At 63.1% G+C, this 26,611-nt stretch carries 23 protein-coding genes and 1 tRNA gene; 15 read left to right on the forward strand and 9 right to left on the reverse strand.

The window, feature by feature from the left end; all coding sequences use genetic code 11:
• Window positions 1-71 precede the first annotated feature (71 nt).
• Entirely contained in the window at window positions 72-842 is a 771-nt protein-coding gene (locus tag I2I01_RS02400) for an AMP nucleosidase (RefSeq protein WP_196284815.1), read from the forward strand.
• Between the two features lie 238 nt (window positions 843-1,080).
• Entirely contained in the window at window positions 1,081-2,697 is a 1,617-nt protein-coding gene (locus I2I01_RS02405; protein ID WP_211537778.1) for an amidohydrolase, read from the forward strand.
• A gap of 222 nt (window positions 2,698-2,919) precedes the next feature.
• Here the strand turns inward: I2I01_RS02405 and I2I01_RS02410 are convergent, their stop codons facing one another.
• Both I2I01_RS02410 and I2I01_RS02415 read right to left on the reverse strand, forming a co-directional pair.
• Window positions 2,920-3,429, reverse strand: coding sequence for a DinB family protein (locus tag I2I01_RS02410; RefSeq protein WP_196284817.1), 510 nt, complete (start codon window positions 3,427-3,429; stop codon window positions 2,920-2,922).
• 48 nt (window positions 3,430-3,477) lie between these two features.
• Complete coding sequence (locus I2I01_RS02415) at window positions 3,478-4,920, reverse strand: MFS transporter (protein WP_196284818.1); 1,443 nt, start codon at window positions 4,918-4,920, stop codon at window positions 3,478-3,480.
• A 207-nt stretch (window positions 4,921-5,127) separates the two neighbouring features.
• Here I2I01_RS02415 and I2I01_RS02420 point away from each other — a divergent pair, with 207 nt between their 5' ends.
• The 4 genes from I2I01_RS02420 to I2I01_RS02435 all read left to right on the forward strand — a co-directional run bounded on the left by I2I01_RS02420 (window position 5,128) and on the right by I2I01_RS02435 (window position 11,982).
• Complete coding sequence (locus I2I01_RS02420) at window positions 5,128-6,258, forward strand: TlpA disulfide reductase family protein (protein ID WP_196284819.1); 1,131 nt, start codon at window positions 5,128-5,130, stop codon at window positions 6,256-6,258.
• A 181-nt stretch (window positions 6,259-6,439) separates the two neighbouring features.
• Window positions 6,440-9,982: a DUF7948 domain-containing protein gene (locus I2I01_RS02425; protein WP_196284820.1), complete on the forward strand. Its 3,543-nt coding sequence runs from the start codon at window positions 6,440-6,442 to the stop codon at window positions 9,980-9,982.
• Window positions 9,983-10,150: 168 nt separating this feature from the next.
• Window positions 10,151-10,975, forward strand: coding sequence for a fatty acid desaturase family protein (locus I2I01_RS02430; RefSeq protein WP_196284821.1), 825 nt, complete (start codon window positions 10,151-10,153; stop codon window positions 10,973-10,975).
• A gap of 11 nt (window positions 10,976-10,986) precedes the next feature.
• Window positions 10,987-11,982: a hypothetical protein gene (locus tag I2I01_RS02435; protein ID WP_196284822.1), complete on the forward strand. Its 996-nt coding sequence runs from the start codon at window positions 10,987-10,989 to the stop codon at window positions 11,980-11,982.
• A 120-nt stretch (window positions 11,983-12,102) separates the two neighbouring features.
• On the opposite strand, the gene I2I01_RS02440 is transcribed toward I2I01_RS02435, so the two are convergent.
• Together I2I01_RS02440 and I2I01_RS02445 are read right to left on the reverse strand one after the other, a co-directional pair.
• Window positions 12,103-12,190: transfer RNA gene (locus I2I01_RS02440), tRNA-Ser, on the reverse strand.
• A gap of 116 nt (window positions 12,191-12,306) precedes the next feature.
• A complete protein-coding gene (locus I2I01_RS02445; protein WP_196284823.1) occupies window positions 12,307-13,392 on the reverse strand; it encodes an asparaginase in 1,086 nt (361 codons plus the stop codon).
• A 125-nt stretch (window positions 13,393-13,517) separates the two neighbouring features.
• On the opposite strand from I2I01_RS02445, the gene mqo reads away from it, so the two are divergent.
• The 3 genes from mqo to I2I01_RS02460 all read left to right on the forward strand — a co-directional run bounded on the left by mqo (window position 13,518) and on the right by I2I01_RS02460 (window position 16,177).
• The gene (mqo, locus tag I2I01_RS02450) at window positions 13,518-15,023 is read left to right on the forward strand and encodes a malate dehydrogenase (quinone) (protein ID WP_196284824.1); all 1,506 of its coding nucleotides are present in this window, start codon (window positions 13,518-13,520) and stop codon (window positions 15,021-15,023) included.
• 222 nt (window positions 15,024-15,245) lie between these two features.
• Entirely contained in the window at window positions 15,246-15,695 is a 450-nt protein-coding gene (locus tag I2I01_RS02455; RefSeq protein WP_196284825.1) for a MarR family winged helix-turn-helix transcriptional regulator, read from the forward strand.
• A 50-nt stretch (window positions 15,696-15,745) separates the two neighbouring features.
• On the forward strand, window positions 15,746-16,177 hold the full coding sequence (locus I2I01_RS02460; protein ID WP_196284826.1) for an organic hydroperoxide resistance protein: 432 nt from the start codon (window positions 15,746-15,748) through the stop codon (window positions 16,175-16,177).
• Between the two features lie 149 nt (window positions 16,178-16,326).
• On the opposite strand, the gene I2I01_RS02465 is transcribed toward I2I01_RS02460, so the two are convergent.
• Window positions 16,327-17,064, reverse strand: coding sequence for an SDR family oxidoreductase (locus I2I01_RS02465; protein ID WP_196284827.1), 738 nt, complete (start codon window positions 17,062-17,064; stop codon window positions 16,327-16,329).
• A gap of 117 nt (window positions 17,065-17,181) precedes the next feature.
• Between I2I01_RS02465 and I2I01_RS02470 the strand changes: the two genes are divergently transcribed.
• The 3 genes from I2I01_RS02470 (at window position 17,182) to I2I01_RS02480 (ending at window position 19,404) form a co-directional block, all read left to right on the forward strand.
• Window positions 17,182-17,745 carry a GNAT family N-acetyltransferase gene (locus tag I2I01_RS02470; RefSeq protein ID WP_196284828.1) on the forward strand — a complete coding sequence of 188 codons (564 nt, stop codon included), beginning with the start codon at window positions 17,182-17,184 and terminating at the stop codon, window positions 17,743-17,745.
• Window positions 17,746-17,842: 97 nt separating this feature from the next.
• The gene (locus I2I01_RS02475; RefSeq protein WP_196284829.1) at window positions 17,843-18,568 is read left to right on the forward strand and encodes a hypothetical protein; all 726 of its coding nucleotides are present in this window, start codon (window positions 17,843-17,845) and stop codon (window positions 18,566-18,568) included.
• A gap of 71 nt (window positions 18,569-18,639) precedes the next feature.
• Window positions 18,640-19,404 carry a hypothetical protein gene (locus I2I01_RS02480; protein WP_196284830.1) on the forward strand — a complete coding sequence of 255 codons (765 nt, stop codon included), beginning with the start codon at window positions 18,640-18,642 and terminating at the stop codon, window positions 19,402-19,404.
• A 6-nt stretch (window positions 19,405-19,410) separates the two neighbouring features.
• On the opposite strand, the gene I2I01_RS02485 is transcribed toward I2I01_RS02480, so the two are convergent.
• Window positions 19,411-20,280, reverse strand: coding sequence for an SDR family oxidoreductase (locus tag I2I01_RS02485; RefSeq protein WP_196284831.1), 870 nt, complete (start codon window positions 20,278-20,280; stop codon window positions 19,411-19,413).
• A gap of 94 nt (window positions 20,281-20,374) precedes the next feature.
• Between I2I01_RS02485 and I2I01_RS23490 the strand changes: the two genes are divergently transcribed.
• Together I2I01_RS23490 and I2I01_RS23495 are read left to right on the forward strand one after the other, a co-directional pair.
• Window positions 20,375-20,704 (forward strand): isochorismatase family protein, encoded by a 330-nt coding sequence (locus I2I01_RS23490; protein ID WP_317196845.1) that lies wholly within the window; start codon window positions 20,375-20,377, stop codon window positions 20,702-20,704.
• Window positions 20,605-20,997 carry an isochorismatase family protein gene (locus I2I01_RS23495; RefSeq protein WP_317196846.1) on the forward strand — a complete coding sequence of 131 codons (393 nt, stop codon included), beginning with the start codon at window positions 20,605-20,607 and terminating at the stop codon, window positions 20,995-20,997. The genes I2I01_RS23490 and I2I01_RS23495 overlap by 100 nt, the downstream gene beginning before the upstream one ends.
• Before the next feature lie 52 nt (window positions 20,998-21,049).
• Here the strand turns inward: I2I01_RS23495 and I2I01_RS02495 are convergent, their stop codons facing one another.
• Window positions 21,050-23,971 carry an endo-beta-N-acetylglucosaminidase gene (locus I2I01_RS02495; protein ID WP_196284832.1) on the reverse strand — a complete coding sequence of 974 codons (2,922 nt, stop codon included), beginning with the start codon at window positions 23,969-23,971 and terminating at the stop codon, window positions 21,050-21,052.
• Window positions 23,972-24,114: 143 nt separating this feature from the next.
• On the opposite strand from I2I01_RS02495, the gene I2I01_RS02500 reads away from it, so the two are divergent.
• Complete coding sequence (locus I2I01_RS02500) at window positions 24,115-24,465, forward strand: hypothetical protein (RefSeq protein WP_196284833.1); 351 nt, start codon at window positions 24,115-24,117, stop codon at window positions 24,463-24,465.
• A 21-nt stretch (window positions 24,466-24,486) separates the two neighbouring features.
• Here I2I01_RS02500 and I2I01_RS02505 read toward each other — a convergent pair whose 3' ends face one another.
• The gene (locus tag I2I01_RS02505; protein WP_196284834.1) at window positions 24,487-25,320 is read right to left on the reverse strand and encodes a phosphatase PAP2 family protein; all 834 of its coding nucleotides are present in this window, start codon (window positions 25,318-25,320) and stop codon (window positions 24,487-24,489) included.
• A gap of 80 nt (window positions 25,321-25,400) precedes the next feature.
• Window positions 25,401-26,597 carry a DUF1624 domain-containing protein gene (locus I2I01_RS02510; protein WP_196284835.1) on the reverse strand — a complete coding sequence of 399 codons (1,197 nt, stop codon included), beginning with the start codon at window positions 26,595-26,597 and terminating at the stop codon, window positions 25,401-25,403.
• Between the last annotated feature and the right edge of the window lie 14 nt (window positions 26,598-26,611).

Genomic DNA, 26,611 nt, shown 5'->3' on the forward strand with positions numbered 1-26,611 from the left:
GCTAAGTGACTCCGAAACCCGTACCCTTTTCTCACTCCCACCCTTAGCCATTCAGCCACTCCCACACCTTTATGAAGACCAAAGAAGAAATCGTCAATAACTGGCTGCCCCGCTACACGGGCGTGCCCCTCAACGAGTTTGGGCAGTACATCCTGCTCACCAACTTCAGCAACTACGTGTACATGTTTGCTGAGCAGTTTGGCACCGAAGTGCGCGGCACCGACAAGCCCATGCAAACGGCCACGGCCAACGGCATCACCATCATCAACTTCGGCATGGGCTCGCCCATGGCCGCTACGGTGATGGATTTGCTCTCAGCCATCAAGCCCAAGGCGGCCCTGTTTCTGGGCAAATGCGGCGGCCTGAAAAAAACCAAGCTCGGCGACCTGGTGCTGCCCATTGCCGCCATCCGCGGCGACGGTACCTCCGACGACTACCTGCCCAAGGAAATTCCGGCCCTGCCCTCCTTCCGCCTGCAGCGCGCCGTGTCGTCGATGATTAAGAAGCACGAGCTGGACTACTACACCGGCACCGTGTACACCACCAACCGCCGCGTGTGGGAGCACGACCAGGAGTTCAAGGAATACCTGCGCCGGGTGCGCGCCCTGGCCGTGGACATGGAAACGGCCACCATTTTCGTGTGCGGCTTCATGAACGACATCCCGCACGGCGCCCTGCTGCTGGTGAGCGACAACCCGATGACGCCCGAGGGCGTGAAAACCTCGGAGTCGGACTCGAAAGTGACGGCCAATTTTGTGAAGCAGCACCTGCAAATCGGCATCGAGTCGTTGCAGGAGCTGCAGTTCTCGGGTGAGTCGGTGAAGCACATGCGCTTCGAGTAAGGACCGCAGTTTCTGCAGATTTAACGGATTCCGCAGATTCTAACGGTGCGTTCTTTCGGGACGTCATGCTGAGCGCAGCCGAAGCATCTCACGTGGAGTAGTAATCTATTTGTTAAGGGTTACTATTGCACGCGAGATGCCTCGACTACGCTCGGCATGACGTTCTTTTTTAACCTCTTAATTGCATTGCATGGATTTTTCTACACGCCTTTTTTCTACGAAACTTCCTGCGTTCCTCATGGCCCTGGCGCTGCTCAGCGGCTGCGGCGCCAAGCGCGAGGCGGTGGACTTACTGGTGACCAATGCTACGGTTTATACCGTCGATTCTGCTTTCTCCAAAGCCGAAGCCTTTGTGGTGAAAGATGGCAAATTCGTGGCGGTGGGTGCGGCCGCGGACCTAAAGGCGAAGTACCAGGCGGCGCAGGAAGTGGACGCAGGCGGCAAGTTCATCTACCCTGGCTTCCACGACGCGCACTGCCACTTCTACCACTACGCAGCGGGCCTGTCCGGGGCCGATTTGGTGGGGACCAACTCTTGGCCGGAAGTCATCCAACGACTGCAGGAAACCCGCCGGAAATACCCCAACGCGCGCTGGTTAACGGGCAATGGCTGGGACCAGAACGACTGGCCCACCAAGCAGTTTCCCACCAAAGACACCTTGGACCGCCTGTTTCCCGACGTGCCGGTATTTATCTCCCGCGTCGACGGCCACGCCGCCCTCGTCAACCAGAAACTGCTGGACCTGGCGGGCATCACGTCCCGCACCACCATCAGTGGCGGCGTGATTGGGCGCGATGCCCAAGGCCGCCTCACCGGCCTGCTGCTTGACAAGGCCAAGGGCTTGTTGGATAATGTGTACCCGGTGACCACGGCCGCCGAAGACACCCCGTTGCTGTTGCAGGCCCAGCAGAACTGCCTCGCTGTGGGCCTTACCAGCCTGACCGAAGCGGGCCTTCATAGAATTGATATCAACGTGCTGGATTCGCTCCAGAAAGCCGGCCAGCTGCACCTGCGCATTAACGCCATGGCGTCCGCAACACCGGATAACGTGGCGTATTACCTGAAAAAAGGCCCCATTCGCACCGACCAACTCACCGTTGCTTCCTTTAAAGTGTACGCCGACGGCGCCCTGGGTTCGCGCGGCGCCTGCCTGGTGAAGCCTTACGCCGATAAACCCAAAGAAACCGGCTTTCTGATTCAAACCGTGAAGGAATACCGGAATTTAGCGAAGCAGTTGGCCGCGTCGAAATTCCAGATGAACACCCACGCCATCGGCGACTCGGCCAACCGCATCATCCTTAACATCTACGGCGAGGCGCTGAAGGGCCAGAAAGACCGCCGCTGGCGCATTGAGCACGCCCAGGTCATCACCCCAGCCGACATGCCGAAGTTCGGGCAATACGGCATCGTGCCCTCGGTGCAGCCCACCCACGCCACTTCGGACATGTACTGGGCTGGCGAGCGGCTGGGCGCCGAGCGCCTAAAAACCGCTTACGCTTACAAAGAATTGCTGAAGCAGTACGGCCAACTGGCGCTGGGCTCCGATTTCCCGGTAGAGAATATCAACCCGCTGTTTGGCTTCCACGCCGCTGTGGCGCGGCAGGATGCCAAGAACTACCCCGCCGCCGGCTTCCAGATGGAAAATGCTATCAGCCGCCCCGATGCGCTGCGTGGCATGACCACCTGGGCGGCCCACGCCGCCTTTGAGGAAAAGCGCAAGGGCCAAATCAAGCCTGGCATGCTGGCCGATTTCGTGGTGCTGGATACTGATTTGTTGACCGCGCCCAACGAGCAGCTACGCGGCGCCAAGGTGCTGCAGACGTGGATTGGTGGGGCGAAGGTGTTTGGTCGGTAATTGGCTGTAATTGCGCTAGGCGGAACTGTCATTGCGAGCGCAGCGTGGCAATCCGTCCTCACATAAGCGACAAGCCCTGCGTTGTGACAAAGCCAATTAAAAAGCTCCGGCGCCATTGCGGTACCGGGGCTTTGTCGCTTAAGAACGTGTCTGGTGTTGACAGGACGGATTGCTTCGCTGTGCTCGCAATGACGGCCCCTCCTCGCAATGACAGACGGTTTCCTATTTCTCGTCCGCGCTGGGGCCGTACAGGCCGGGCACCGGAATGTCAAGCAAGCGCAGATATACCGTGAGTTGGCCGCGGTGGTGGATGCTGTGGTTGAGGCCCATTATGCGGATGGCGGTGGCTTTCGGGTAGTCAAATACCACGTGCTCGCCGCGGTGCAGCTTGAATTTTTGCGTCAGCTTCTCGTCGTCGCTTTGCTGTAGCTCCTGCTTCAGGGTGGCGCTGTATTCGTCGAAGCGTGCCAGCAGTTCTTCTAGGCTGGTGGGCGTGGGGCCGGGCTTGGGCGCGTTGGGGTCGAGGAAGTCGCGCGAGTCGTGGGTGACGAAAAGCGTGTTGAAGGACAGCAGGTTCACCACGTGGGTGGCCAGCTGCCACAGGCTCATGCTTTTGGGGTGCGGCTTGTAGTCGGCTTGCTCGTAGGGTACCCGTTCGAGGATGCGGCGGGTTTGCGTGAGCTCGTGGTTGAGCTCGGCCAGGATGTTTTGCTGGATGGAAGATGTGTACATGAAGAATAGGGAGAGAGAATGTTGCTGGCAAAGTACGCGAACGGGCAGCTAGCGCGTCATCGGAGCGCCCATCTCCGCGGCGGCCGAGGCCGGCGGCGGGCCGGGAACCGATACCGGACCCAGCGAGTCCTCGCGCAGCTTCTTGCCGCGCAAGCTCAGCAGAAAGGCCAGTCCCAGGATGAAAAACACGATGAGCGACAGGATGCTATTGCGCATCGAGCCGGTGATTTGGCCAATGAGGCCAAATGAGAGCGTACCGATGACAATGCCCAACTTTTCCACCACGTCAAAAAAACTGAAATAGGCAGCTGTATTGGGCGTGTTTTCGGGTATAATCTTGGAGTAAGTGCTGCGCGAGAGGCTTTGCACCGCCCCCATGGTGAGGCCGATGACCGACGCCAGGGCGTAGAAGCTCCAGCCTGCCTGCACGTAGTAGCCGGCCACGCAAATCAGCATCCAGATGAACACCGCCCAGCTCAGGGCCCGCGTATTGCCAATGCGTTCGGAGAGCTTGGCGAAGAGCCAGGCCCCGAGAATGCCCACAATTTGCAGGAGCAAGATGGTGACAATGAGCGAGGTGCTATCGAGCTTTAGTACCTTGTCGCCGAAGATGGTGGCCACGTACATCACCGTTTGCACGCCCATGTTGTAGGTGAAGTAAGCCAGCAGAAAGCGCTTGAGGTTGGGCAACTGCTTGAGTTGGTCCCACACCTTGCCCAGCTCGCGGAAGCCGTTGAGCAGCCAGCCGTCGGAGCTGGCGGGGGCGTCGGCGGGGCGGCCGGTGTCGGGCGGCAGGGTGAAAAACGGAATCTGGGCAAAACCCACCCACCACAGCCCGGTGAGCAGGAAGCTCAGGCGGGTAGCCTCGCCGGTGCTCATGCCAAACAGGGCCACGCCCTCGGGGCCACCCGCAATGTGTGGGCCCATGATGATGCCCAGGCAAATAACCAGCAGCAGCACCGAGCCGATGTAGCCCATGGAGAAGCCCCGGGCTGAGAGTGAATCGAACTTTTCCTCGCTGCTGATGATGGGCAGGTAGGAGTTGTAGAACACGATACTGCCTGAAAAACCTACCGTGGCTGCAATGAAGATGAACGTACTGAGCGTGAGCGTGTCCGTTGTGAAGAAATACAGTGCCGCGCACGAGGCCGCGCCCAGGTAGCAGAAGATTTGCAGAAACAGCTTCTTGCGCCCTGAATAGTCGGCCAGCGAGGTCAGAAAAGGACTCACCAGCGCGATGATGAGGAAGGCAGCCGAAATGGCATAGGTAAGCAGCGAGGAGCCCGGCACATCAAAACCCAGAAAGTTGACGATGTCGGACTTGTTGATTTCCTGGGTGACACCGCCCCAGTAAATCGGGAAGATGGAGCTGGTTATCACCAGCGGGTATACTGAGTTGGCCCAGTCGTAGAAGGTCCAGCCGGTGGTGATGCGCTTGTTGTCTTTTTCTACCGCACCAGCGGCGGCAGGAGGCGTCGGGGTTGGGGTCATAAAGGGGGCGCGCGAAGGGTGAAGGGTTTGCGCCGGGGAAGGTAACGGGTTTTGGGCGTTTGCGTTGCCCCAGAAGCACAACAGTGCCACCGCGTGGCCGAATGCCGCCGTTAACATTTTTTCGGGCTGATCTTGGATAATGGTTCAGGGTCCACCTGTGGCTCCATTGAGGTTGCCGTTCTTTTCACCTTTGTTTCGCTTTTCTCCATGCACCAGGGCCTGTTGAGTTTGCTACTTCTGTTGCCGGGCGTAAGCGCGGCGCAAGGCCCGGTGGCCTTCATCCTGCAAGGCCAACTCGGTGCTGGCATCCAACCGCCCGCCAAAGTATACCTGTACCGAAACGGCGAAATCACCGATTCGGCCAGCGTCGTCGGCGGACGGTTTGAAATCAGGGGCACTTCGCCTGGTCCGGGACGCGCCTCTCTGGCCCTGGCCCAACAAGGGCATCGTCCTCAATACTCCTGGTCAGCAGACGAAAAATCCGGTTTTTACCTCGAAGCAGGTACTATCACGTTCACCAGTCCTGATTCGCTTAAAAACGCGCGCCTCGAGGCCCCACCCCTCACCACCGAATGGCAACAGCTGTTGACGCTGAAGCAGCCGATTGTGCAGCGCGTCAAGCAGCTCGACGCCGAATCTGAGGCTGCCACGCCTGCGCAACGCCAGTCGGCCGCGTATCGGGAGGACCGGGCCCTGCGCCGGGCCGCCATCGCGCGCGACCGCAACGCCGTGGATTCGGCCTTTATCATGGCGCATTCCGCTTCATTGGTTAGCCTGCAGCAGCTCGACCTCATCAGCAACGCCAAGGAGAACAAACGCTTGTCGAAACAACTTTTCAGCGTGCTGTCGCCGGCCTTGCGGACCAGTGCGCAAGGCCAGAAAATTGCGGAGAAACTCAGCGCCCCCGATGCGCTTGCCGTTGGGATGCCGGCGCCGGATTTCACGCTCTATAACCCTGAAGGCCAAGCCGTGGCCCTGCACAGCTACCGGGGCAAGTACGTGCTGGTCGATTTCTGGGCCAGCTGGTGCGGCCCCTGCCGGGCCGAAAACCCCAATGTGGCCCGCGTATATGCCGAATACAAGGGGCGCAATTTTGACGTGCTGGGCGTTTCCATCGATGCGCCCACGGCCCGGGCGAAGTGGCTAAAGGCGGTACAGGACGATAAGATGCCGTGGACGCAGGTGCTGGATTCGGAAGCCCCGGCCGGCAAAGCCGCAGCCCGTTATTATGTACAAGCCATACCGCAGAATTTTCTGGTAGACCCCAACGGCAAAATTGTTGCCCTAAACCTACGCGGCGAGGCGCTCAAAAAGACGGTTGCGCAGCTCATCAAATAGTTGCGCAATTCAGCGAATAAGGGCAGCGGACACAAGAGGGATTTGAGATTATCAAATCGAGAACCTGGACAATAAATCCGACAATAAACCGGACCTTTGCGGCCGGATAGCTAGGCCCTGCCCCCAGCAGGGCCTTTTTATGCCGGTTTTAAGTTCTTTCCTCCCACCTTCCCCCCTTTTCATGCGTCGTATTGTTACGCGTTGGCTCGGCCTCGGCAGTACTTTATTATCCATTACTTCGGCCGCGCTGGCTTCGGCTCCCGGGCCGGTGGCCACCCCCAGCGCGCCGGCCACTTTGCGCTTCATCCCCAACCAGCGGCAGTGGGCCCAGCCGGTGCTGTTTGCGGCCGATGTGCCCGCCGGCCAGCTCTTTCTGGAGAAAACCCGCTTGCTGGTGGCCCGCTACGACGCCCGCCAGGCCGACCACCTGCACCACAACCGCGCCGCCGCCCGCACCGCCCGCGTGAAGGCCCACGCCTACGCCGTAAACTTCGTGGGCGCCAACCCCGACGCTGCCGTGAGCGGTGCCCACCCCACCGGCGCGCCGTCCAACTACTTTTTGGGCAGCAACTCGGCCCGCTGGGCCACCAACGTGCCCGGCTACGCCGACGTGCGCTACCGCCAGCTCTACCCCGGCACCGACCTGCACCTGTACGCGCACGGCGCCTCGATGGAGTACGACTTTGAAGTTGCCGCCGGGGCCGATGCTTCGCGCATCAAGCTCCGCTACGAGGGGCAGGAGTCGTTGCGGGTGGTGGATGGCGCGCTGCAAATTGGCACCAGCGTGGGCCAGGTAACCGAGCAAAAGCCCTATGCCTACCAGGTGATTGACGGCCGCCGCGTGGCCGTGCCCTGCCAGTACGTGTTGGGCCCGCAGCACACGGTTAGCTTCGGTCTGCCCAAGGGCTACGACCACAGCAAACCCCTCACCATCGACCCGGTGCTGGTGTATGCTACTTATTCGGGCTCGACGGGCCAGAACTGGGGCTACACCGCCACCCACGACACGCTGGGCAACCTCTACACCGGCGGCATCATTTTCCGCACCGGCTACCCCGTCACGACCGGGGCGTATGACGTGAGCTACAACGCGGCCATCGACATGGTCATCAGCAAGTACAACCCGGCTGCCACTTCCAGCGCCGGCAGCTTGCTTTACGCCACCTACCTCGGCGGCAACGACGACGACTACGCCCACAGCCTGGTGGTGAACCGGGCCAACGAGCTGGTGATTCTGGGCTCGACGGCCAGCACCAACTTCCCCATGCCCACCGGCGTGACGCCCTACGACCGCACCTTCAACGGCGGCACCGCCGACCTGGTACTGGCCAAGCTCAACCCCAACGGCAGCCAGCTGATGGGCGCCACCTACGTGGGCGGCAGCGCCGCCGATGGGCAGATGAGCACCCTCAGCAACCTCTACGCCAACTTCGGCGACGACTTCCGGGGCGACGTAATAACCGACCGCCAGGACAACATCTACTTCACGTCGGTGACGCGCTCCACCAACTTCCCCACCACCGGCGGCAACACCCTGCGCGGCGGGCACGAGGCCGTGGTGATGAAGCTGAATGCCAGCCTGAGCGCCGTGGGCTGGAGCACCTATCTGGGCGGCACCGGCGACGACGCCGGCTACAGCATTCAGCTCGACAGCGTGGCCACCGTGTACGTGGCCGGCGGCACCACCAGCACCAGCCTGCCCAACTCAGCCAACGGCCTGAACGCCACCTACCGCGGCGGCATTGCCGATGGCTTCGTGGCTCGGCTGGCCCCCAGCCTGGTGGCGCCGGGCGTGGTGGTGCAGCAAACCACCTTCCTGGGTACCAGCAGCTACGACCAGGCCTACTTCGTGCAGCTCGACCGCCGCGGCGCGGTGTACGTACTGGGCCAAACCAACGGCGCCTACCCCGTGACGGCCGGCACCTACCGCAACGCCAACAGCCGGCAGTTCATCCACAAAATGAACGCCGCCCTCACCACCACCAGTTACTCCACCGTGTTCGGCAACGGCGCGGGCACGCCCACCAGCGCCAACCCCTACCCTACCAACCTGGCCCCCACGGCCTTCCTGGTGGATAACTGCGGCAACGTACTGCTCTCGGGCTACGGCGCCAGCAGCATCGCGGGCATGCCCACCACCCCGGACGCGCTGTTGCGCACCGTGAGCAACAGCACCAGCGGCAGTGCTTCGGAAGCCAACCTCAATACCTACGGCTACCTCTACCTGATGCAGCTTTCGCCCAACGCCCGGCGGCTGGTGTACGGCAGCTACTACGGCACCGGCACCACCCACGTCGACGGCGGCACCTCACGCTTCGACAAGCGCGGCATCATTTACCAAGCCATTTGCATCCGGGCTCAGCAGTCGGGCGGTACTCCGCCCACTATTCCGCTCACGGCCAATGCTTACGCCCGCGCCATTGGCAACGGGGCCGGCACTAACGCAGCAGCGTTCAAGATGGACATTGCCCGGCTCGATGCCAACTTCACGCCGGCCGCTAACAGCGTGCCGAATACCCGCACGGGTTGCGCGCCGCTCACCGTCACCTTCACCCGCGCCAACCCCAGCAACAACGGCACCACCTGGAACTTCGGCAACGGTCAGACCTCCACGCAGCCCAACAACGTGAGCGTAACCTACACCACGCCCGGCCGCTACCCCATCACGCTCACCGCCTACGACTCGACCAGCTGCCAGGCCGCCGTCATCGGGCGCGATACCGTGACGGTGTTTGGCCTGCCCCGGGCCGCCCTCGGCCCTGACGTGACGGTGTGCCCCGGCTCCTCGGCCACGCTCACCGTGACGGGCGCCACGCCCGTGCAGTCGGCCACTTACGTGTGGAGCCCGGCCACCGGCCTGAATACCACCAGTGGCCCCACGGTGGTGGCCACGCCCGCCGCCACCACGCAATATATCGTGACGGCAACCACCATCGGCGGCGGATGCGTCAGCCGCGACACCATTGTGGTGAACGTGCGTAGCGCCCTGAACATTTCAATTCCGACCGCTGCGCCGCTTTGCCCCGGCACTTCAGCCACTCTCACCGCCACCGACGCGGGCACCGGAGCCACCTACACCTGGAGCCCGGCCACGGGCCTGAGCAGCACCACCGGCCGCACCGTGACGGCCAACCCCGCCACCACCACCACCTACACCGTGCGCGTGACCACGGCCGCTGGCTGCTCGGGCACTGCCACCACCACCGTCACGCGCCTGGGCGTGCCGCAGATTCTGCTGCGTGCCAACCCGCGCCTGCCGGTTGATGGCCAGCCCGTCGCCTTCGCCGATACCCTGCAAAGCGTGCTGCCGCTCAGCAACCGCCGCTGGGACTTCGGCGACGGCCAGACCGGCACCGGCCTCACCCCCACGCACACCTACGCTGCCCCCGGCACCTACACCGTGCGCCTGAGCGCCGACGTGACGGCCACCGGCTGCCCCATCACTGCCACCCTAACGCTGGAGGTAGCTCCCGCCCGTGAGTTCAAGCTACCCAACGTCATCACCCCGAACGCCGACGGTATCAACGACGATTTCCGGCCCTACGTGACCCGGGAGCCGGTTTCGGTGCAAATCTTCACGCGCTGGGGCCGCAAGGTGTTCGAGCAGGACAACTACACCCAGGGCTGGGGCAGCGACGCCAACGTAGCCCCCGGCGTGTACTACTTCCAACTGCGCAGCGCCTCGGGCCAGACCTGGAAAGGCTGGCTGGAAGTAGTGAAGTAACAGCACGCTTTTTAACAACAAATAAGCCCGTTTCCAGCTTGGATACGGGCTTTTTTGTGCTTAAGCAGAACGTCTGTTTCCGCACGCGACACAAGAGCACAGCAAGCTTAGCGCATTTCGGTTTACTTTGCTTATCAGCCTGCTGTTCACCCCAAACGCCCCACGCCTATGCCCCACCATCCCCCCACGGCGAGTACGGTTGGCCTGCCACCGGCCCGGCAGTTTGCGGACCTGGTGCCCCTCACCAACCGCCAGCGCGTCCTGACGCTGGCGCTGCCTTTTGGCTACGCGGCGGCTTATTTCGGCTTTGCGGCACTGGGCTGGTGGGTGCCGGCCGTGGCCATGCTGATGGGCCTGAGCTTCGTGACTTATGGCTCCACCTCCCACGATTTGGTGCACGCCAACCTGGGCTTGCGCCGGGGCATGAACGACTTCTTCCTGAGCATCATCGAGCTGCTGGCATTGCGCAGCGGCCACGCCTACCGCCTGGCCCACCTGCACCACCACGCCCGCTACCCCGCCCCCGACGACATTGAGGGCGCCGCGGCCGGCATGTCGTTGTTCGGCGCGTTGTGCGAAGGGGTTATCTACAATTTCAAGCTGTATTTCTGGGCCTTGCGCCACGCGCTGGACGACAAGCGCTGGGTGCGCCTGGAAGGGCTGGCTTGCGTGCTAATAGTGGCCCTGGCCGGTGTACTGGCCGCGCTGGGCCACCCGGTGCTGCTCATCTACGGGGGCCTAATGTTGCTGGGCAGCTGGCTGCTGCCCCTCATCACCTCCTACATCCCGCACCGGCCGCGCGAGCAAAACGTGCTGTGGCAAACGCGCCTGTTTCGGGGCCGGGTGGCGTCGTTGGTGGCGGCCGAGCATTTGTACCACCTGGAGCACCACCTCTACCCGGCCATCCCGCACCACCACTGGCCGCAGCTGGCCAAGCGCCTCGACCCCTACTTCGCGCAGCAAGGCGTGGAGCCTACAACGCTGGGCTTTTAACATTTTTTGCCATGGAAACACGCGCGCAGGCCGACCTGGCCGAACAGCAGGAATTCTTACCGGCGCTGCTCGGCGACGGGCGACGCCTGCTCACCCTGGTGGGCATCTGCCTGATGCTGAGCGGCGGCTTCGCCTTGTTTCTGGCAGCCACCCAGCAGCTGCTGCCGCACGATGTGGCCTACCTGGGTGTGGTGGCCGCCCAAGTCTGCGGCGCCGCCGACGGCCGCATTCTGCACTTTATGTTTCACGACCGGGCTGCTTTTGGTGGGGCCGTGGCGGCCACGGGGCTGCTCTACTGCTGGCTGGCTGAGTTTCCCTTGCGGCAAGGTCAGGCTTGGGCCTGGTGGGTGCTGGTGCTCAGCGGAATATTAGGGTTTAGCAGCTTCCTGGCCTACTTAGGCTATGGGTACTTCGATTCGTGGCACGGCACGGCCACGGCCATGTTGCTGCCCGTGTTTGGGCTGGGCCTGGTGCGGACGTATGGGCAGTTGCGTGGCCCGCGGCACCTGCGGCAGTTGCTGCGGCCGGCGTTTGCCGGGCGCTGGGCCACGCGGGCCGGGCTGGGCCGGGCCAGCCTGATGGCCGTGGGTGTGGGCATGTTTCTGGCCGGCACCACCATCATTCTGATGAGCATGACGCGGGTGTTCGTGCCCCAGGACTTGCACTACCTAAACCTGACAGTGAAGCAACTAATGACGCTCAGCCCGCACCTGGTACCGCTCATCGCCCACAACCGGGCTGGTTTTGGTGGCGCCCTCACCAGCTGCGGGCTCGCCTTGTTTTTGTGCGTGTGGTGCGGGTCGCCAAGTCGGAGCCTCTGGCAGGTGCTGGCCCTGACGGGCACCGTGGGCTTTGCCACGGCCATCGGCGTGCACCCACTCATCGGCTACACCGACTTTGTTCACCTAGCGCCTGCCTTTGCGGGACTGGGGCTGTTTGTGCTAGGCATGTGGGCCAGCTACGGGGCCATGCATCCGCCGAAGAAGCCTGTCACATTGGCCCACTAGCTTCGGGCTTCCGGTTAACTGTACGGAACTTGTAGCGCTAAGGGCACGGTAAGGATGCAAAAGCAAAAAGCCTTGAAAATGCTTCTTACAGCGTTTTTCAAGGCTTTTTCTTTTATTCAGCAGAGAGGATGGGATTCGAACCCACGATGAGCTTGAGGCCCATACACACTTTCCAGGCGTGCTCCTTCGACCACTCGGACACCTCTCTAGGTTGTGGTTGATGGGGCAAAGATAGAAGCTAGTTGTCAGTTGTTGGTTGCCTGTTGTCAGTTTTGTGCGCATCCATTTACCTAACAACTGACAACCAACATCTGACAACTACAATCACAGCGTGATTTCGCCGCGCAAATCCTGCATGAGCAGCTCCCGGGTGCGCTCCTCGCCCAGCCCGAGGCCCAGCACGAACATGAGCTTGGTGACGGCGGCTTCGGTGGTGATGTCTTCGCCGCCCACAATGCCCAGTTCTGTGAAGCGGGCGCTGGTTTCGTACTTGCCCTGCACCACGCGGCCTTCTTCGCACTGGCTCACGTTCAGGAGCCACACGCCACGTTGCCGGGCCTCGGCCAGGCAACTAAGGAACCACTCGGCTGTAGGCGCATTGCCCGAGCCGTAGGTTTCGAGCACGCAGCCGCGCAGGCCCGGCACTCCCAGCACCGCCGACACCACCGCCTCGGTGATGCCCGGAAACAGCGGCAGCACGGCCACGCCGGTTTCGAGGGCCTCGTGCACCTTGAGGCGGGAAGCGGGCAGCAGGCGGATGCTTTTGTCGTCGAACTCCAGGCCGATGCCGGCGCGGGCCAGCGGCGGGTAATTCTCGCTCTTGAAGGCGGCAAACTGCTGGCTTTCGACCTTCTTGGCCCGGGTGCCGCGGATGAGGATGTCGTTGAAAAACACGCACACCTCGGGCACGCGCACGGTGCCGGCCCGGGCGTGGCGCGCGGCGGCAATTTCGAGCGCCGTGATGAGGTTGCGCTGGGCATCGGAACGGTTGGCGCCCACGGGTACCTGCGCCCCTGTAAACACGACCGGCTTGCCCAGATTTTCCAGAATATAGCTCAGCGCCGCCGCCGAATAGGCCATGGTGTCGGTACCGTGCAGCACCACAAAGCCGTCGAAATCGGCGTAGTGGTGGCCGATGAGTTGGGCCAGGTACAGCCAGTCCTGGGGCGTCACGTTGCTGCTGTCGATGGGCGCGGGCAAGCTGAGCAGCTCCAGCCGGAATGGCAGGCGGGTGAGTTCGGGCATCTTGCGGTCGAGGCGGCCGAATTTCATGGGCACCAGGCCGCCACTGCGGTTCAGGGCCATGCCCACCGTGCCGCCGGTGTAAATGATGAGCAGGCGCGGGGTGGTAGCATCGGCAGCATCGGCGCGGGTAGGCAGGATAAGGAGCGGCAGGTCGAGGTCGGGCATGGGTGGGATGTGTAAGCTGGGGCTTGCAATTGGGGGCGCAAGGTAGGAACACCGTTTTTTTGCCCGGGGGCAGCCCGGCGCCGCCTTCTGCCGTATGGCGGAGGGTCCTCCCCTTTCGTTTCGCTATGACTCCAAGTACCCCCAACCCCGACAAGCCCGTCACCGACGTCATCGTAATTGGCGCGGGCATCATGAGCGCCACCCTTTGCGTGCTGCTCAAAGCCCTCGACCCCACCCTCACCATTGCCGGCTACGAGCGCCTCGATGCCGTGGCCGCCGAAAGCTCCGACGCCTGGAACAACGCCGGCACCGGCCACTCGGCCTTTTGCGAGCTCAACTACACGCCCGAGCGGCCCGATGGCTCCATCGACATCAGCAAGGCCGATAAAATTGCCGAGCAGTTTGAAGTGAGTAAGCAATTCTGGGCTTCGCTGGCGCTGGAAGGCGTGCTGCCCGACCCCGAGTCCTTCATCCGCACCATCCCGCACATGAGCTTTGTGTGGGGCGCGGCCAACGTGGAATACCTGCGCAAGCGCCACGCCGCGCTGCTGCACTCGCCCCTGTTCCATGGCATGGAATTCAGCGAAGACCCCGAGCAAATTGCCCAGTGGATTCCTTTGGTGATGGAGGGTCGCGACCGTGCCACGCCAGTAGCCGCCACGCGCATGCCCATCGGTACCGACGTTAACTTTGGCGCCCTCACCCGGGCTTTGTCGAACCACGTGAAAAGCCTGCCCGGTGTCGACTTTAACCTGAACCACGAAGTGGAAGACTTCCGGCACAAGCCCGACGGCATCTGGCGGGTGAAGGTGCGCAACCTCGCCACCGGCGAGAGCCGCAAGGTGCGGGCGCGCTTCGTGTTCATCGGGGCCGGCGGGGGCTCGTTGCCGCTGCTCGAAAAGTCGGGTATCCCGGAGGCCAACGGCTTCGGCGGCTTCCCCGTGAGCGGGCAGTGGCTGAAGTGCCGCAACCCCGCCGTGATAGCCCGGCACGAGGCCAAGGTGTACGGCAAGCCGGCCGTGGGTTCGCCGCCCATGTCGATGCCCCACCTCGACTCACGCCAGATAAACGGGCAGAAAGAGCTGCTGTTTGGGCCCTACGCGGGCTTCAGCACCAAGTTTTTGAAGCGGGGCTCCTACACCGATTTGTTCCGCTCCATCGAGCTGGGCAACATCCGGCCGCTGCTCTACGCCGGCGCCCGCAACTTGGGCCTCACCAAGTACCTCATCGGCCAGGTGCTGCAGTCACCGGAGGAGCGCACAGCCGCCCTGCGCGAGTACTACCCCGGCGCCAATCCCGCCGACTGGCAGCTGGAAGTGGCCGGCCAGCGCGTGCAGGTCATCAAAAAGGATAAAAAGCAGGGCGGCGTGCTCGAATTCGGTACCGAGATGGTGACCTCGGCCGACGGCTCCATTGCGGCGCTGCTGGGCGCCTCGCCGGGCGCCAGCACCGCCGTGGCCATCATGCTCGATTTGGTGCAGAAGTGCTTCCCTGAAAGGGCAAAGTCGCCCGAGTGGCAGGCCCGCTTCAAGCAGCTGGTGCCCTCCTTCGGCCAGCCACTGGCCAACGACCCTGCCCTGACGGCCGCGGTGCGTGAGCGCAGCCGCGAGGCGCTGAAGCTGGACGCGTGAGGCGCTGGGGCAATGTAGAACGTCATGCAGAGCGCAGCGAAGCATCTCGCGTGGGGTAGCAATTCATACGATTGAGTTACTACTGCACGCGAGATGCTTCGCTGCGCTCTGCATGACGTTATTTTTTTGCTCTGATAATCAACAAGAACTCATTGTTACAATTATTAAATTGTGCGCAATTAAAACTTAAACAACTAATTTTGTCTTGTTGTCTCGAAAGCCATGAAAAAGCTCCCCGACTCGGCCTTTAATCCCATGCTCAAGCTGGACAACCAGCTGTGCTTTTCGGTGTATGCGCTGTCGCGGCTCATTACCAAAGCCTACCAGCCGCTGCTCGAAAGCCTCGACGTGACCTACCCGCAATACCTCGTGCTGCTGCTGCTGTGGGAGCATGAGGAACTGACGGTGAAGCAGCTGGGCGAGAACCTGCTGCTCGATTCGGGCACGCTCACGCCCTTGCTCAAGCGCATGGAGCAACGCCAGTGGCTGAGCCGCCGCCGCGACGCCCGCGACGAGCGTTCGGTGCTGGTGGCGCTGACGCCCGCCGGCCGCGCGCTGCAAGCCCAGGCCGCCACTATTCCGGTGCAGCTGGCCGAGAAAATGCAGCTGAGCGAGTCCGAAATGGTGGCGCTACGCACGCAGTTGCGCCAGATTATGACCATGTTATCCTGACGCCGTTCCGGCATTTTTACTCCAAAACCTCTTTTTTACCAAACCCAACCATGAGCATCCAACGCCTGTATACCGCCAAAGCCAAAACCACTGGGGGCCGCGACGGCCGCGCCATCTCGTCCGACAACGTGATTGACCTGCCCCTGAGCACCCCTAAGGAGATGGGCGGCCCCGGCAAACCCAACACCACCAACCCCGAGCAGCTGTTTGCCGCCGGCTATTCGGCCTGCTTCGACGGCGCCCTGAACCTGGTGGCCCGCATGGCCAAAACCCCCATCACCGGCAGCACGGTGGAAGCCGACGTGAGCTTCGGCAAAGACGGCGAGAATTTCGGCCTGGCCGTCGACCTGATTGTGAACATTCCCAACATGGACCAAAAGCAAGCCGAAGAACTGGTAGCCAAGGCCCACCAAGTGTGCCCCTACTCGCGCGCCACCCGCGGCAACATTGAGGTGACCCTGACCACGACGACTAACGCGTAGGACATTAGTCACGCTCGCTGACAATTAAAACGTCATGCTGAGCGCAGTCGAAGCATCTCGCGGGCAAGAGTAAATAATTACTTCAGCACGCGAGATGCTTCGACTGCGCTCAGCATGACGTTCTTTATTTATAGTTCGAATTAACCATTTTACCGGTTATTCATCATCCGAAACCGTTCATCCAGCTCCGCCCGCGAGGCCAGACGGGCTTGCTCCGAGGTGCCGTAGCCCACTTCTTCTTCGCCCGCAGCCAGGCGGGCCATCACCGAATCGGCAAACTCATTCACATCTACGCCAAAGGTGTGCAGCCCGGGCCCGCCGAGGTCGGTGTTCACGGCCGGCGGCACAATTTCGAGCACCGCAATGCCGGTGGGCTTGAGCTGGTGGCGCAACGAGAGCGTGAAGGAATGCAGCGCCGCCTTGGTGGCGCTATAGATGGGCACAAAGGCCGCCGGCGAAAACGACAAGCCCGACGTGACATTGATGATGGCCGCCCGGGCCTGCTGCCGCAGGTGCGGAATGAGCAGTGTGGCCAGGTGTATGGGCGCCTCCACGTTGATGACGATTTCCTGGCGGCGCGTGTCCCAGTCGGCATTTTCGTCGGTGAGCTGCACGCGATTCTGGATGCCGGCGTTGTTGACCAGCACGTTCAGGTTGGGGTAGGTGGCGGTGGCCCAGCGGGCCAGTTCCGTGCGTTCGGCGGCGTCGGCCACGTCGGCCACCCGGGTGATGAGGGCGGGGTGCAGCTGCTGGGCCTCGGCCAGTTTATCGGCCCGGCGGCCTACAATGATGACGGTGCTGCCGGCTTGCAGGAAGCGCACGGCCAGGGCCAGGCCGATGCCCGAGGCGCCACCGGTAAGCAAAATAGTGTTCTGAGCTAAGTTCATGGAACGGATAGGAAGGAAAAACAGGCCGCTAACGCGCCCCCGGGCCAGATTGTTGGCAGCCGGGCCCGCCGCGGCGCCTACCTTGCGGCCTTATTCTTCTGCTTATTTTAGATTGCCATGATTGAACTGCAACCCTTCACCTCCGACGATTTCACCCAGCTCATGGAATGGGTCGACGACGAGCGTTTGATGAAGGAATGGAGCGGCTCCATGTTTTCCTTCCCTCTCTCGGAAGCCGGGCTGAGCTGGTACATCGAGGGCGCCAACAACGTGCACGACCCCGACGTGTTCATTTACAAAGCCGTAGAAACAAAAACAGGCCTCACCGTGGGCCACATTTCGCTGGGCGGCATCAGCCAGCGCGACCGCGCCGGCCGCATCACCCGCGTGCTGGTAGGCAAAAGCACGGAGCGCCGCCGCGGCATCTGCCAGGGCATGGTGCGGGCCCTGCTACGCATTGGGTTTGAGGACTTGCAGCTGCACCGCATCAGCCTGGGCGTGTACGATTTCAACCACGCCGCCATCAAATGCTACCTCAAGTGCGGCTTCCGGCAGGAGGGCGTGCTGCGCGACGTGGTGCGCCACGGCGACGACTACTGGAGCCTGGTGGAAATGGGCATTCTGGAAGACGAGTGGCGGGCGATGCAAAGTGCTGTTCCCGAGCCGGGCAATACTCCCTGAGCCCCACTCCTGCAGGCCGTTGGGCCGGAGAAAGGGCGCTACTCCGAAAAAAAGAATAAATTGGGACCGGCATTCGCGCCGCCCGTTATCATTGCTTATGAACTTCCGCCACTTTGCCCTGCTGGGCCTGCTTTTTACCACCGGCCTTGCCCACGCGCAGCAAGACGCCGCCGCCCAAACCAACCTGAATGCCCTGGCGGCCGGGGCCCCTGCCGTGGTGCCCCGCGGCACGGCCGACGGCTTCAAGGGTTCGCCCTACGCCGACGCCCGCTGGCTCCCGGCCCAGATTACCCTTACCAACAACCTGCCCCTGGCGCCGGTGCCGCTGAAATACGACGTGCTGGAGCACCGCCTGCTGATGCGGGCGCCCGCCCGGCCCACCGACTCGCTGCAGCTCGACGACACCCGCGTGGTGCGTTTTGTGCTCAATGAGCCCGCCACGGCGCTCGGCCCCGCCCGCCAGCGCGTATTCCGGCGCTTTGCCGAAGCCCCCACCGCCAACCACAAGCAGGATTACGTGGAAGTGCTGCACCAGGGCCGCTACACCCTGCTGAAGCATTACCTCAAAACGCTCAAAAAAGCTAACTACCAAGGCGCTTACAACACCGACAGCCACTACGACGAAATCGAGGATAAAACGGTGTACTACCTGCTCACGCCCGAGGCCCAACTCGTGCCCCTGAAGCTGGCGCTGAAGCCCTTGCAGGGCGCGGCCCTGGCCCTGGCAGCGGCCTTGAAGGCCAGCGCCGATGCCAAAAAGCCCAAAACCGACGCCGACTGGGCTGCCGTGCTTGATGCGGCCGACCCGGCTACCGTGAAGTAGAGCCGCCGGTTCGTTTCTTTAGGCCTACTGCCGCAAACCGTTACCAACGCGCCCCTATCCGTTCAAATTTTATGAAGCTTGAACTACTGCTTGCGGCAGGACTGGCCTTAACAGGCCTGCACGTGCAAGCGCAAATCGTGAACAACCCGGCCGTGCAACGCGACTACAGCAAGGTGGGCTCGAACGAGTTCGGCAGCCTGACCGACCTTACCAACGGCGCCCAGCACCTGCTCACGCGCAGCACCAAGCCGGGCACCCTGGGCTCGCCCTACGCCGACAACCGCTGGCTGGCGGCCGAGGTCACGCTCAACAACAAGCTGCCGATAAAGCCTTTTCTGATGAAGTACGACGTGCTGGAGCACCGCCTCCTCATGTACCGCCCGGCGCCGGCCAACGACTCCATCGAGCTTGACGACCACCAAGTGGCGGCTTTCGTCCTCAGCGAGCCCGCTTCCAATACCGGCCCGGCCCGGCAGCGGCTGTTTCGGCGCTTCACGGAGGCCACGGTGGGCAGCCAGCACCTCGACTACGTGGAAGTGCTGCACGCCGGGCGCTACACGCTGCTGAAGCACTTTGTCAAAACCATTAAAAAGCCCAGCTTTCAGGGCATGTACAGCGACGGGGCCCCGGTAGATGAAATCGAGGACGCGCCGGAGTACTTCCTCAAAGCCCCCGACGGGCCGCTGACGCCCGTCAAGCTCAGCACCAAATCGCTGCAGGCGGCGGCCCCACCCCTGGCAGCGGCCCTCAAAACCGCCGTTTCGGCCCAGAAGCCCTACACCGAAGCCGGCTGGGCCAGCGTGCTGGACGCAGCCGACCCGGCCGCCGCCAAGTAGCGTCGCTTAGTCGAGAAACGACACACCGGTGAGCTGCTCGCTGAGCTGCCAGAGCTGCCGGGCATGCTCGGGGGTGTTGAAGGAAGATTTCACGGGCACGGCCTTTTTCTTGTCGAAAAAGCCGCCGCTCACCGAGGCCGCCTCGGGTGCCGAAGCCAGGAAAATGCTGGTTTCAGCGCCCTTTTCTACGGAAATCATGAACGGGCGAGCCAGAGCTGTGAGCTTGCCCAGCCAGCCGCCGGCGCTGTCGCCAAAGCGGGTGGCCACCACGCCGGGGTGCACGGCATTGGTTGTCACGTTGGCTATGCCGTGGGCGCGCAGCCGGCGGGCCAGCTCCTGCGTGAACATAATGTTGTAAAGCTTGGTGTTGCCGTAGACGCGCATGGCTCCATAGCTTTTCTCCGACTGAATATCCGTCAAATCGGGCTTGGCCACGCGGTAGGCCATCGAGGCCAGGTTGACCACACGGGCCGCCGGGCTGGCGCGCAGCTTGTCGAAGAGCAGGGCCGTGAGCAGGAAGGGCCCTAGGTGATTGGTGGCCAGGCCCAGCTCGTGGCCGTCGGGCGAGAGCTGGCGCTCGGCGCCGAAGATGAGCCCGGCGTTGTTCACCAGCACGTCGAGGCGCGGGTAGCGGGCGTTGAACTCGGCGGCGGCGCGGCGCACCTGGCCCTGGTCGGCGAGGTCGGCCAGCAGCACGTCTACCCGGTCGTGGCCCGCCGCGGCCCGGATTTCCTGCTGAGTGGCACGGGCCTTGGCCTCGTTGCGGGCTAGAATAACGACGTGGGCACCCATGCGGGCCAGCGCGGTGGCCGTGACTTGGCCAATACCGGACGTGGCGCCGGTAACGAGTACGATGTGCTGCTGAAGGTCGGGCATGTCGGAACAAGTAAAAGTGAGATTACGCACGTATGGACGTAACACCGGGCGAAATGCTTGGTTTACCTATCACATAATCTGAATTTCCGACTCTATGAAAGCCCTGCTGCTCATCGACATTCAAAACGACTTCTTGCCCGGTGGCCGGCTGGCTGTGCCCGAGGGCGACGCCATCATTCCGCTGGTCAATGAGTTGCAGCTGCAGTTCGAATTAGTGGTGGCCACGCAGGACTGGCACCCCACGGGCCACGAGAGCTTTGCCAGCAGCCACGCTGGCCGCCAGGTGTTCGAGCAGATTGACCTGCACGGCCTGCCCCAGGTGTTGTGGCCCGACCACTGCACCCAAGCCGGCCCCGGCGCCGAGCTGGCCCCCGCCCTGCGGACGAGCGCATCGAGGCCATTTTTCGCAAAGGCACTTCCGTAGACATCGACAGCTACAGTGCCTTCTTCGACAACGGCCACCGCAAAAGCACCGGCCTGGCCGACTACCTGCGCGGCCGGGGCGTGACTGAGGTGTTTGTGGCCGGCCTGGCGGCTGACTACTGCGTGTACTACTCGGCGCTGGACGCGCTGGCGGCCGGCTTCGGCACCACCGTGGTCACCGATGCCACCCGGGCCATCTCGGCCGAGGGCTGGGCCACCGCGCAGGCCGATTTGCGGGCCCGGGGCGCTTCGCTGGTAGAAAGCGCCGCATTGCTCGCACCGGCAAACGCATAAAAAAAGGGCCTCCGACACCGGAGGCCCTTTTGGTTATTAGCAAAACGGCGGTTTATTGCCGCATCAGTTTCACCGAAGCCTCCTGCGTGGCCGTGCGCGCGCGCAGCACGTAGAGGCCCGCCGCACGCGGCACCGCAATGCTGGTCCGGTTCGTGGTGGGGGCCAGCTCCTGCTGCCAGACCACGGCACCCAGCACATTGCGCAAGCTCAGCACCACGGGCTGGCCCTGGGCGCCGCTGATTTCAATTTCGGCCTGGCTGCCGGGCACGGGGTTGCCGAGCACCTGCACCTGCAGGCCGTCGGCCGCCCGGCGGGGCAGCAGGCCGGTGATGGTAGGGCACTGGCTGGGCACGTCCGTGGACCAGTCGCTGGGGCCCATGTTGGTGAGGTTGCCGGTGTGGTTGTTGCCCGAGGCGTCGGCGGTGGTCAGGTTGGGCGAGTCGTTCAGGCGCCAGTAGCCGGCCAGGCCGGCGGCGGGCAGCGTTACGCCGCAGGCATTGGCCTGCACTTCGGCGGCGGTGAGGGCGCGGGTCCAGGCGCGGGCCTCGTCGAGGCGGCCGTCGAGGCCGCGCGGGGCGGCGTAGTTGCGGGCCAGCGAGAAGGCCGCGTTAGCCACCACGTTGCCGGTAGCGGCCAGCGAATTATCGAGCACACCGTTCACATACAGGCGCATGGTGCTGCCGTCGTAGGTGCCGGCCAGGTGCGTCCACTGCCCGGCCGTGAGGCGGGCCACCGAGGTGAGCTTGCGCGTGGTGCTGCCAATCTGCACCACAAACTGCACCTGGCTGGGGTCGATGCCGGCATCGCCGAGGCGCAGCATGGCCGTGTTGGCGCCGCCGTCTTCCATGCCCAGCAGGCTCGAAATGAAAGGCGAGGTGGCCTTGAACGTGGTGGGCTTCACCCAGCACTCCAGGCTGAGGGCGGCGCCGCTGAGGTTGATGACGCCGGCATCGACGTACTTGCTCACGCCGTCGAAGTTGAGCGAGGTGTTGGCGCCGGCGGGCGGGGCCGTGAGTACGGTGATGTAAGCGGTGCGGGTAAGCACGTTCTGGGCGGTGCCGTTGCTGGCCGTCAGCGTCACGGAGTAGGTTCCGGCGGTGGCGTAGGTGGCGGTGGCGTGCACGGCGGTGCTGCTCGTGACCGTGGCGCCGGGCAGGCTCCAGGTGTAGCTGCTGGCGTTGGTCGAGGAGTTGGCAAAGGTCACCGTTTGGCCGGTGAGCACCGTGGTGGCGGTGGCGGCGAAGTTGGCCACCGGCGCTGCCGCGGGTGCCGTACCGTTGTAAATTTTCAGCTTGCCCATGTTGAAGCGGTAGGCTGCCAGGGCGGCGGTCGAATTGGCCTGCACGCCAATGATGGCCAACTCGCGGTTGGCGTAGGCTGCCAGCGACAGCGTGCTGCTGGCCCACAGCGTGTCGGCCAGGGCGGGCACGTCGAGGTACTCGGGCGTGGTCAGGTTGTCGCTGAAGTACAGGGCGAGGCGCGTGCTGCTGGCACCAGCGGCGCGGCCTTTGTACACGAGGTCGAGGTTGGTGGTGGCCGTGATGGGCAGCTTGGTTTGGTAGAGCTTGACGGTGGTGCTGGCGCCGGCGGCCAGGCTGCCGCTCAGCTGCACGCTGGTGCCGCCGTACCAGGCCCGGCTGAAATCGAAGCGGGCGGCCACGTTGCTGGCGCCGCTTCGCGCCCATTGCCACGAGGGCATGATGGCCTGCTTGGCCATATCGGTCCAGCCCTTCACAGCCACCACGCCGTTGTTGGCGAAAATCTTGCCCTGGCCCACGCAGAAGTTGGTTTCGAATGGCAGCGCCGTGATGGCGCAGCGCACCGGCTGGTAGTAGCCGAAGCCTTTCCAGGCGCCGGTGGCGTCGGCGGTGGTAATGTCGAGGTCGTCGCCCGAAAACAGCTTCACTTCGCCGTTGTAGAAGCGGGCGTAGTCGGCCGGGTTGCTGTTGAAGCTGCTCAGACCGCCGTTGTAGGTGATGTTGGGGGCAAACACGGCCAGCGACGTCAGCGGCGCGGTCAGGTTGCCGCCGCTGTAGTAGTTGTCCATCCAGCCGCTGTTGGGCGTGCCCTGGTAGGTGTAGAAGGGAAACAGCTGCTGCGGGTTGCGGCCGGGCCAGATGTCGGCGCCGGTGTACACGTCGTAGGGGCTGCGGCCCACGGCGTTGGCGCGGGCCACCGCCGTGGTGAACGTGCTGCCGTAAATCCAGAAATAGTTGGTGAAGATGGCATCGCTCACCCGGTCGGTGCCGTCCTGCACGAAGGGCGAATTGGTGGCGTTGAACGTGTTCTGGTAGGTCACGGTGCCGCTGGAAATCAGCGCGTCGTACCAGTGAATTTCCATACCGGCCGGCTTCAGCACCTGCAGCTGCTTCAGCAGGTTGCGCAGCTCCGTCACCTCGGCAAAGGTCATGGCCGACTCGGCATTGAAAAACCAGCCATCGAAGCCGTAGTAGTTGGCCACGGCGATGAGCTTTTGGGCCCCGATGTAGTTGCCGCTGGCGTCTTTCTGCAGCAGGGTCTGGAAGCCGGCCCGGTCGGTAAACACGGTACCAATCATCTTCACGCCGTTGCGATGGGCCGCCTCCACCCAAGGGCGGCACGGAATGCCGATGGGGCTGGCAAACCACGTAAACACGTCGATGTACTGCCAGTGTGTGAAGTTGTAGAGGTTGAACTGGGGCTGCTCGTTGAGGTAGCCCACGAAGTTGTTCATGCCGTCGGGGCACCAGTTCACCTTGGAGTTGAAGCTCTGGTTGGGGTTGAGCTGCGGGGCCAGGGAGTTTTGGCGGGTGGCCAGGGGCACGGTGCTCACGTTGGCCGGCAGGGCGGTGGGGCCGGTGCTGGTCCAGGCCATGAGCTGGGCCGGCGTGAGGGTGGTGTACTGCGCGGCGGGCTCAATCTGGGCCTGGGCCAGCCGTGTAAACCCGAGCAGGGTGAGCAAAAGCAGCCAGGGGCGTGCGTAAAAAGGCCTCATAGGTGGAAGAGGGAATGGGGTGGTGAAAGGGTTGGGAATGAGTGAAACCGGGTGGTTAAATCCGGGTCAATTTACGCCCTAAACCGTTTCAGCAACGCTGCCCCTTGCAAAATTTCCCGCAGCAGCAGCATTAGCTTTGCCCCATGCCTACTCTCCTCTCCTATCTGTCCCTCGGCGCGGCGCTCGTACTGGCCGGCTGCCAGCAAAGCCCGCCAGCCAACACGGCCACGCAAACTCCCGCGCAAGCATCGGCTGAAACAGCCCAGCCGGATGCTCCCAAAACCGAGGCCCAGGCCCGCACCCTCACGGCCGATTACGTCAAAACTCTGCCCAACGCAGCGCTCTACGTGGTCGATTCGGCCCGCGTGAACGACAACGGGCCTACCTGGCAGGTGCTGGTGCCCCGCCGCGACTGGGCCAAGCGCATGCCCAACAGCGCCCGCTTCGAGGTGAATAAAACGACGGGCGAGGTGAGCACGGGCGCCGTGAAATAAGAGCTGCCCGGCTTGTGCCGTCTACAGTTGCTTCGACAGTACGAAGCCGCTGTAGGCGTAGCCGTTCACGTTCAGGCCCTGCATGGGCACGAGCGACACCCCGGCGCGGCCGGCTTCCTTGTGCAGCTGCGGCACCACAATGCCCATGGTGGCCCCCACCGCGTAGCCCACAATGTTGTCGGAAAGAAAGTGCTTGCCGGCCTTGATGCGGCTGTAGGCCACGGCAGCGGGCACCACTGCGGCCGCGCCCCACACCAGGCCTTCGCCTTCGTAGCCGGGGTTGAAGTCGTGCAGCACCTTAGCGGCGAAGAAGGTGGCGGTAGCCGTGTGGGCGGTGTGGCCGGCAAAGAATGAGTTGGTAGCTATTTTACCCGTGCGGCCGCCGCCGCCCTCGGTGCCGTAGAGGTAGGGCCGGTAGCGGTAGATGTTGCCCACCGACGTGGTAAACAGGGCATCGGAAGCCAGCATGGTTTGCACGTAGAGGCCTAAAATCTGACCGTAGCGGCCGCGCACGTCGTCATTCAGAGCCAGCAGGCCGGGCGCGATAACCAGTGTAGGGTAGCACAGCAGGTCGCTGGCTGTTTGCCAGTTGTCGCTGTACCAGCCGGCCGAGAAGCGGTCGAAGGCAGGCACGTCTTCCTTGCGCAGGGCGGCAGCTTCGGCATCGCTGAGCCCGCTTTTCTGCTGCACGCGGTAGAGGCCAAACGCACTTGCAGCCCCCAGGCCCAGCACGATGGGGCCATCGACGGCGAAGCGGGTGTGGTAGGGCGAAGTGGCTTTGGTTTGAGCCACGGCCGCAGGTGCCGCGGCGGTGAGCAAGGAGCCCGCAAGGGCCAGCGAGGCAAGAAATTTCATAAGCGCAACATTGGGGTAATGTTGCCCAAACGAAATTCAGCGCCCTGGGTTTACCCGCGGCCTTTCTTGCCCGAGCCCGGCTACAAGTACGACAGCCACCAGTAGCTATGCCGCTGCTTGTAGCCCCGGTACCAGCGGCAGGGCCAGTACAGCGTAAATATCACGCCTGCCCACACGGCGTAGGCCCGTGCCAGGCTGGGCTCGTAGCCGGCGAGCCAGTCTTTGGGCTCGGCAAAGGAGAAGTTGAAGGGCTGGCCATATGCCAGGTAGCTCCACACCCAGGCGGCCCCGCTGATGAGCAGCAGGTGCAGCAGGTAGTAGAAAAACGGCACCTGCCCGAAGGTGCGCAGCCAGCGGCTGAGCTGGCCGGTGGCCGTTTCGGAGATGCTCAGCAGCCACAGTGCCACCCCCTGCGTGAGGCAGACAAATAACAGTGAGGGCGGGTATTTGGTGATGTTGATGAAAGAGAGGACTGTGTAGAGCATTCCACGCGGCTGCACACTCCAGGGCTGCGGGTCGCCGTACCAGTTGGTGGCCCGCAGCGCCACAAACAGCACCAGCAGCGCCGTGCCGGCCAGGCGCAGGCGCCGGTTGCGCGCCGCCAACGGCAGCCGAAACCACGGCCCCACCGCGTAGCCTGCCAGCATCAGCCCCAGCCAGGGCAAAAAGGAATAGGGCACCAGCAGCGGCGGCAGCCCCCGCAGCGGCAGCAGAAATGGGCTGTTGTGCAGCAGCGCCCACACCGCGTTATCAGTCGTGACGGGCTGGATATTCGGCAGCAGGTTGTGCCCCGCAATAATCACGAAGGCCAGCGCCGCCAGCACGCCGCGCGGCAGCCACACCAGCCCCGCCAGCACCACCATACCCCAGCCAATGGCCCAGATGACTTGCAGCAGAATGAGGTTGTAAGCGCCCCATTGCAGGATACCATTGATAACCACCACTTCCAGCAGCACCAGCCACAGCCCGCGGGTGAGCAAAAAGCCACTCAGGCGCTTGCGGCTGCCCAGCTTTTGCTCTAGCAGGTAGATGCTGCAGCCCGAGAGAAACACAAACGTGGGCGCGCAAAAGTGCGTGACCCAACGCGTGAAAAACAGCAAGGCCGACGCCTGCGTCACGTCCTCAGGCCGTACGCGGGTAGGGCTCCAGAACTCGCGGATGTGGTCGAGGGCCATGATGACCATCACCAGCCCACGCACCACGTCGATGGCTTGCACCCGCGTCACGGCCGCGCGGCTGGGGATGGAAACGGGCGGCAGCGTAGCAGCTTGTGACATAGGCAGCTGGATGA

This window comes from Hymenobacter properus (assembly GCF_015694735.1).
In the GTDB taxonomy this organism is placed as follows: domain Bacteria; phylum Bacteroidota; class Bacteroidia; order Cytophagales; family Hymenobacteraceae; genus Hymenobacter; species Hymenobacter properus.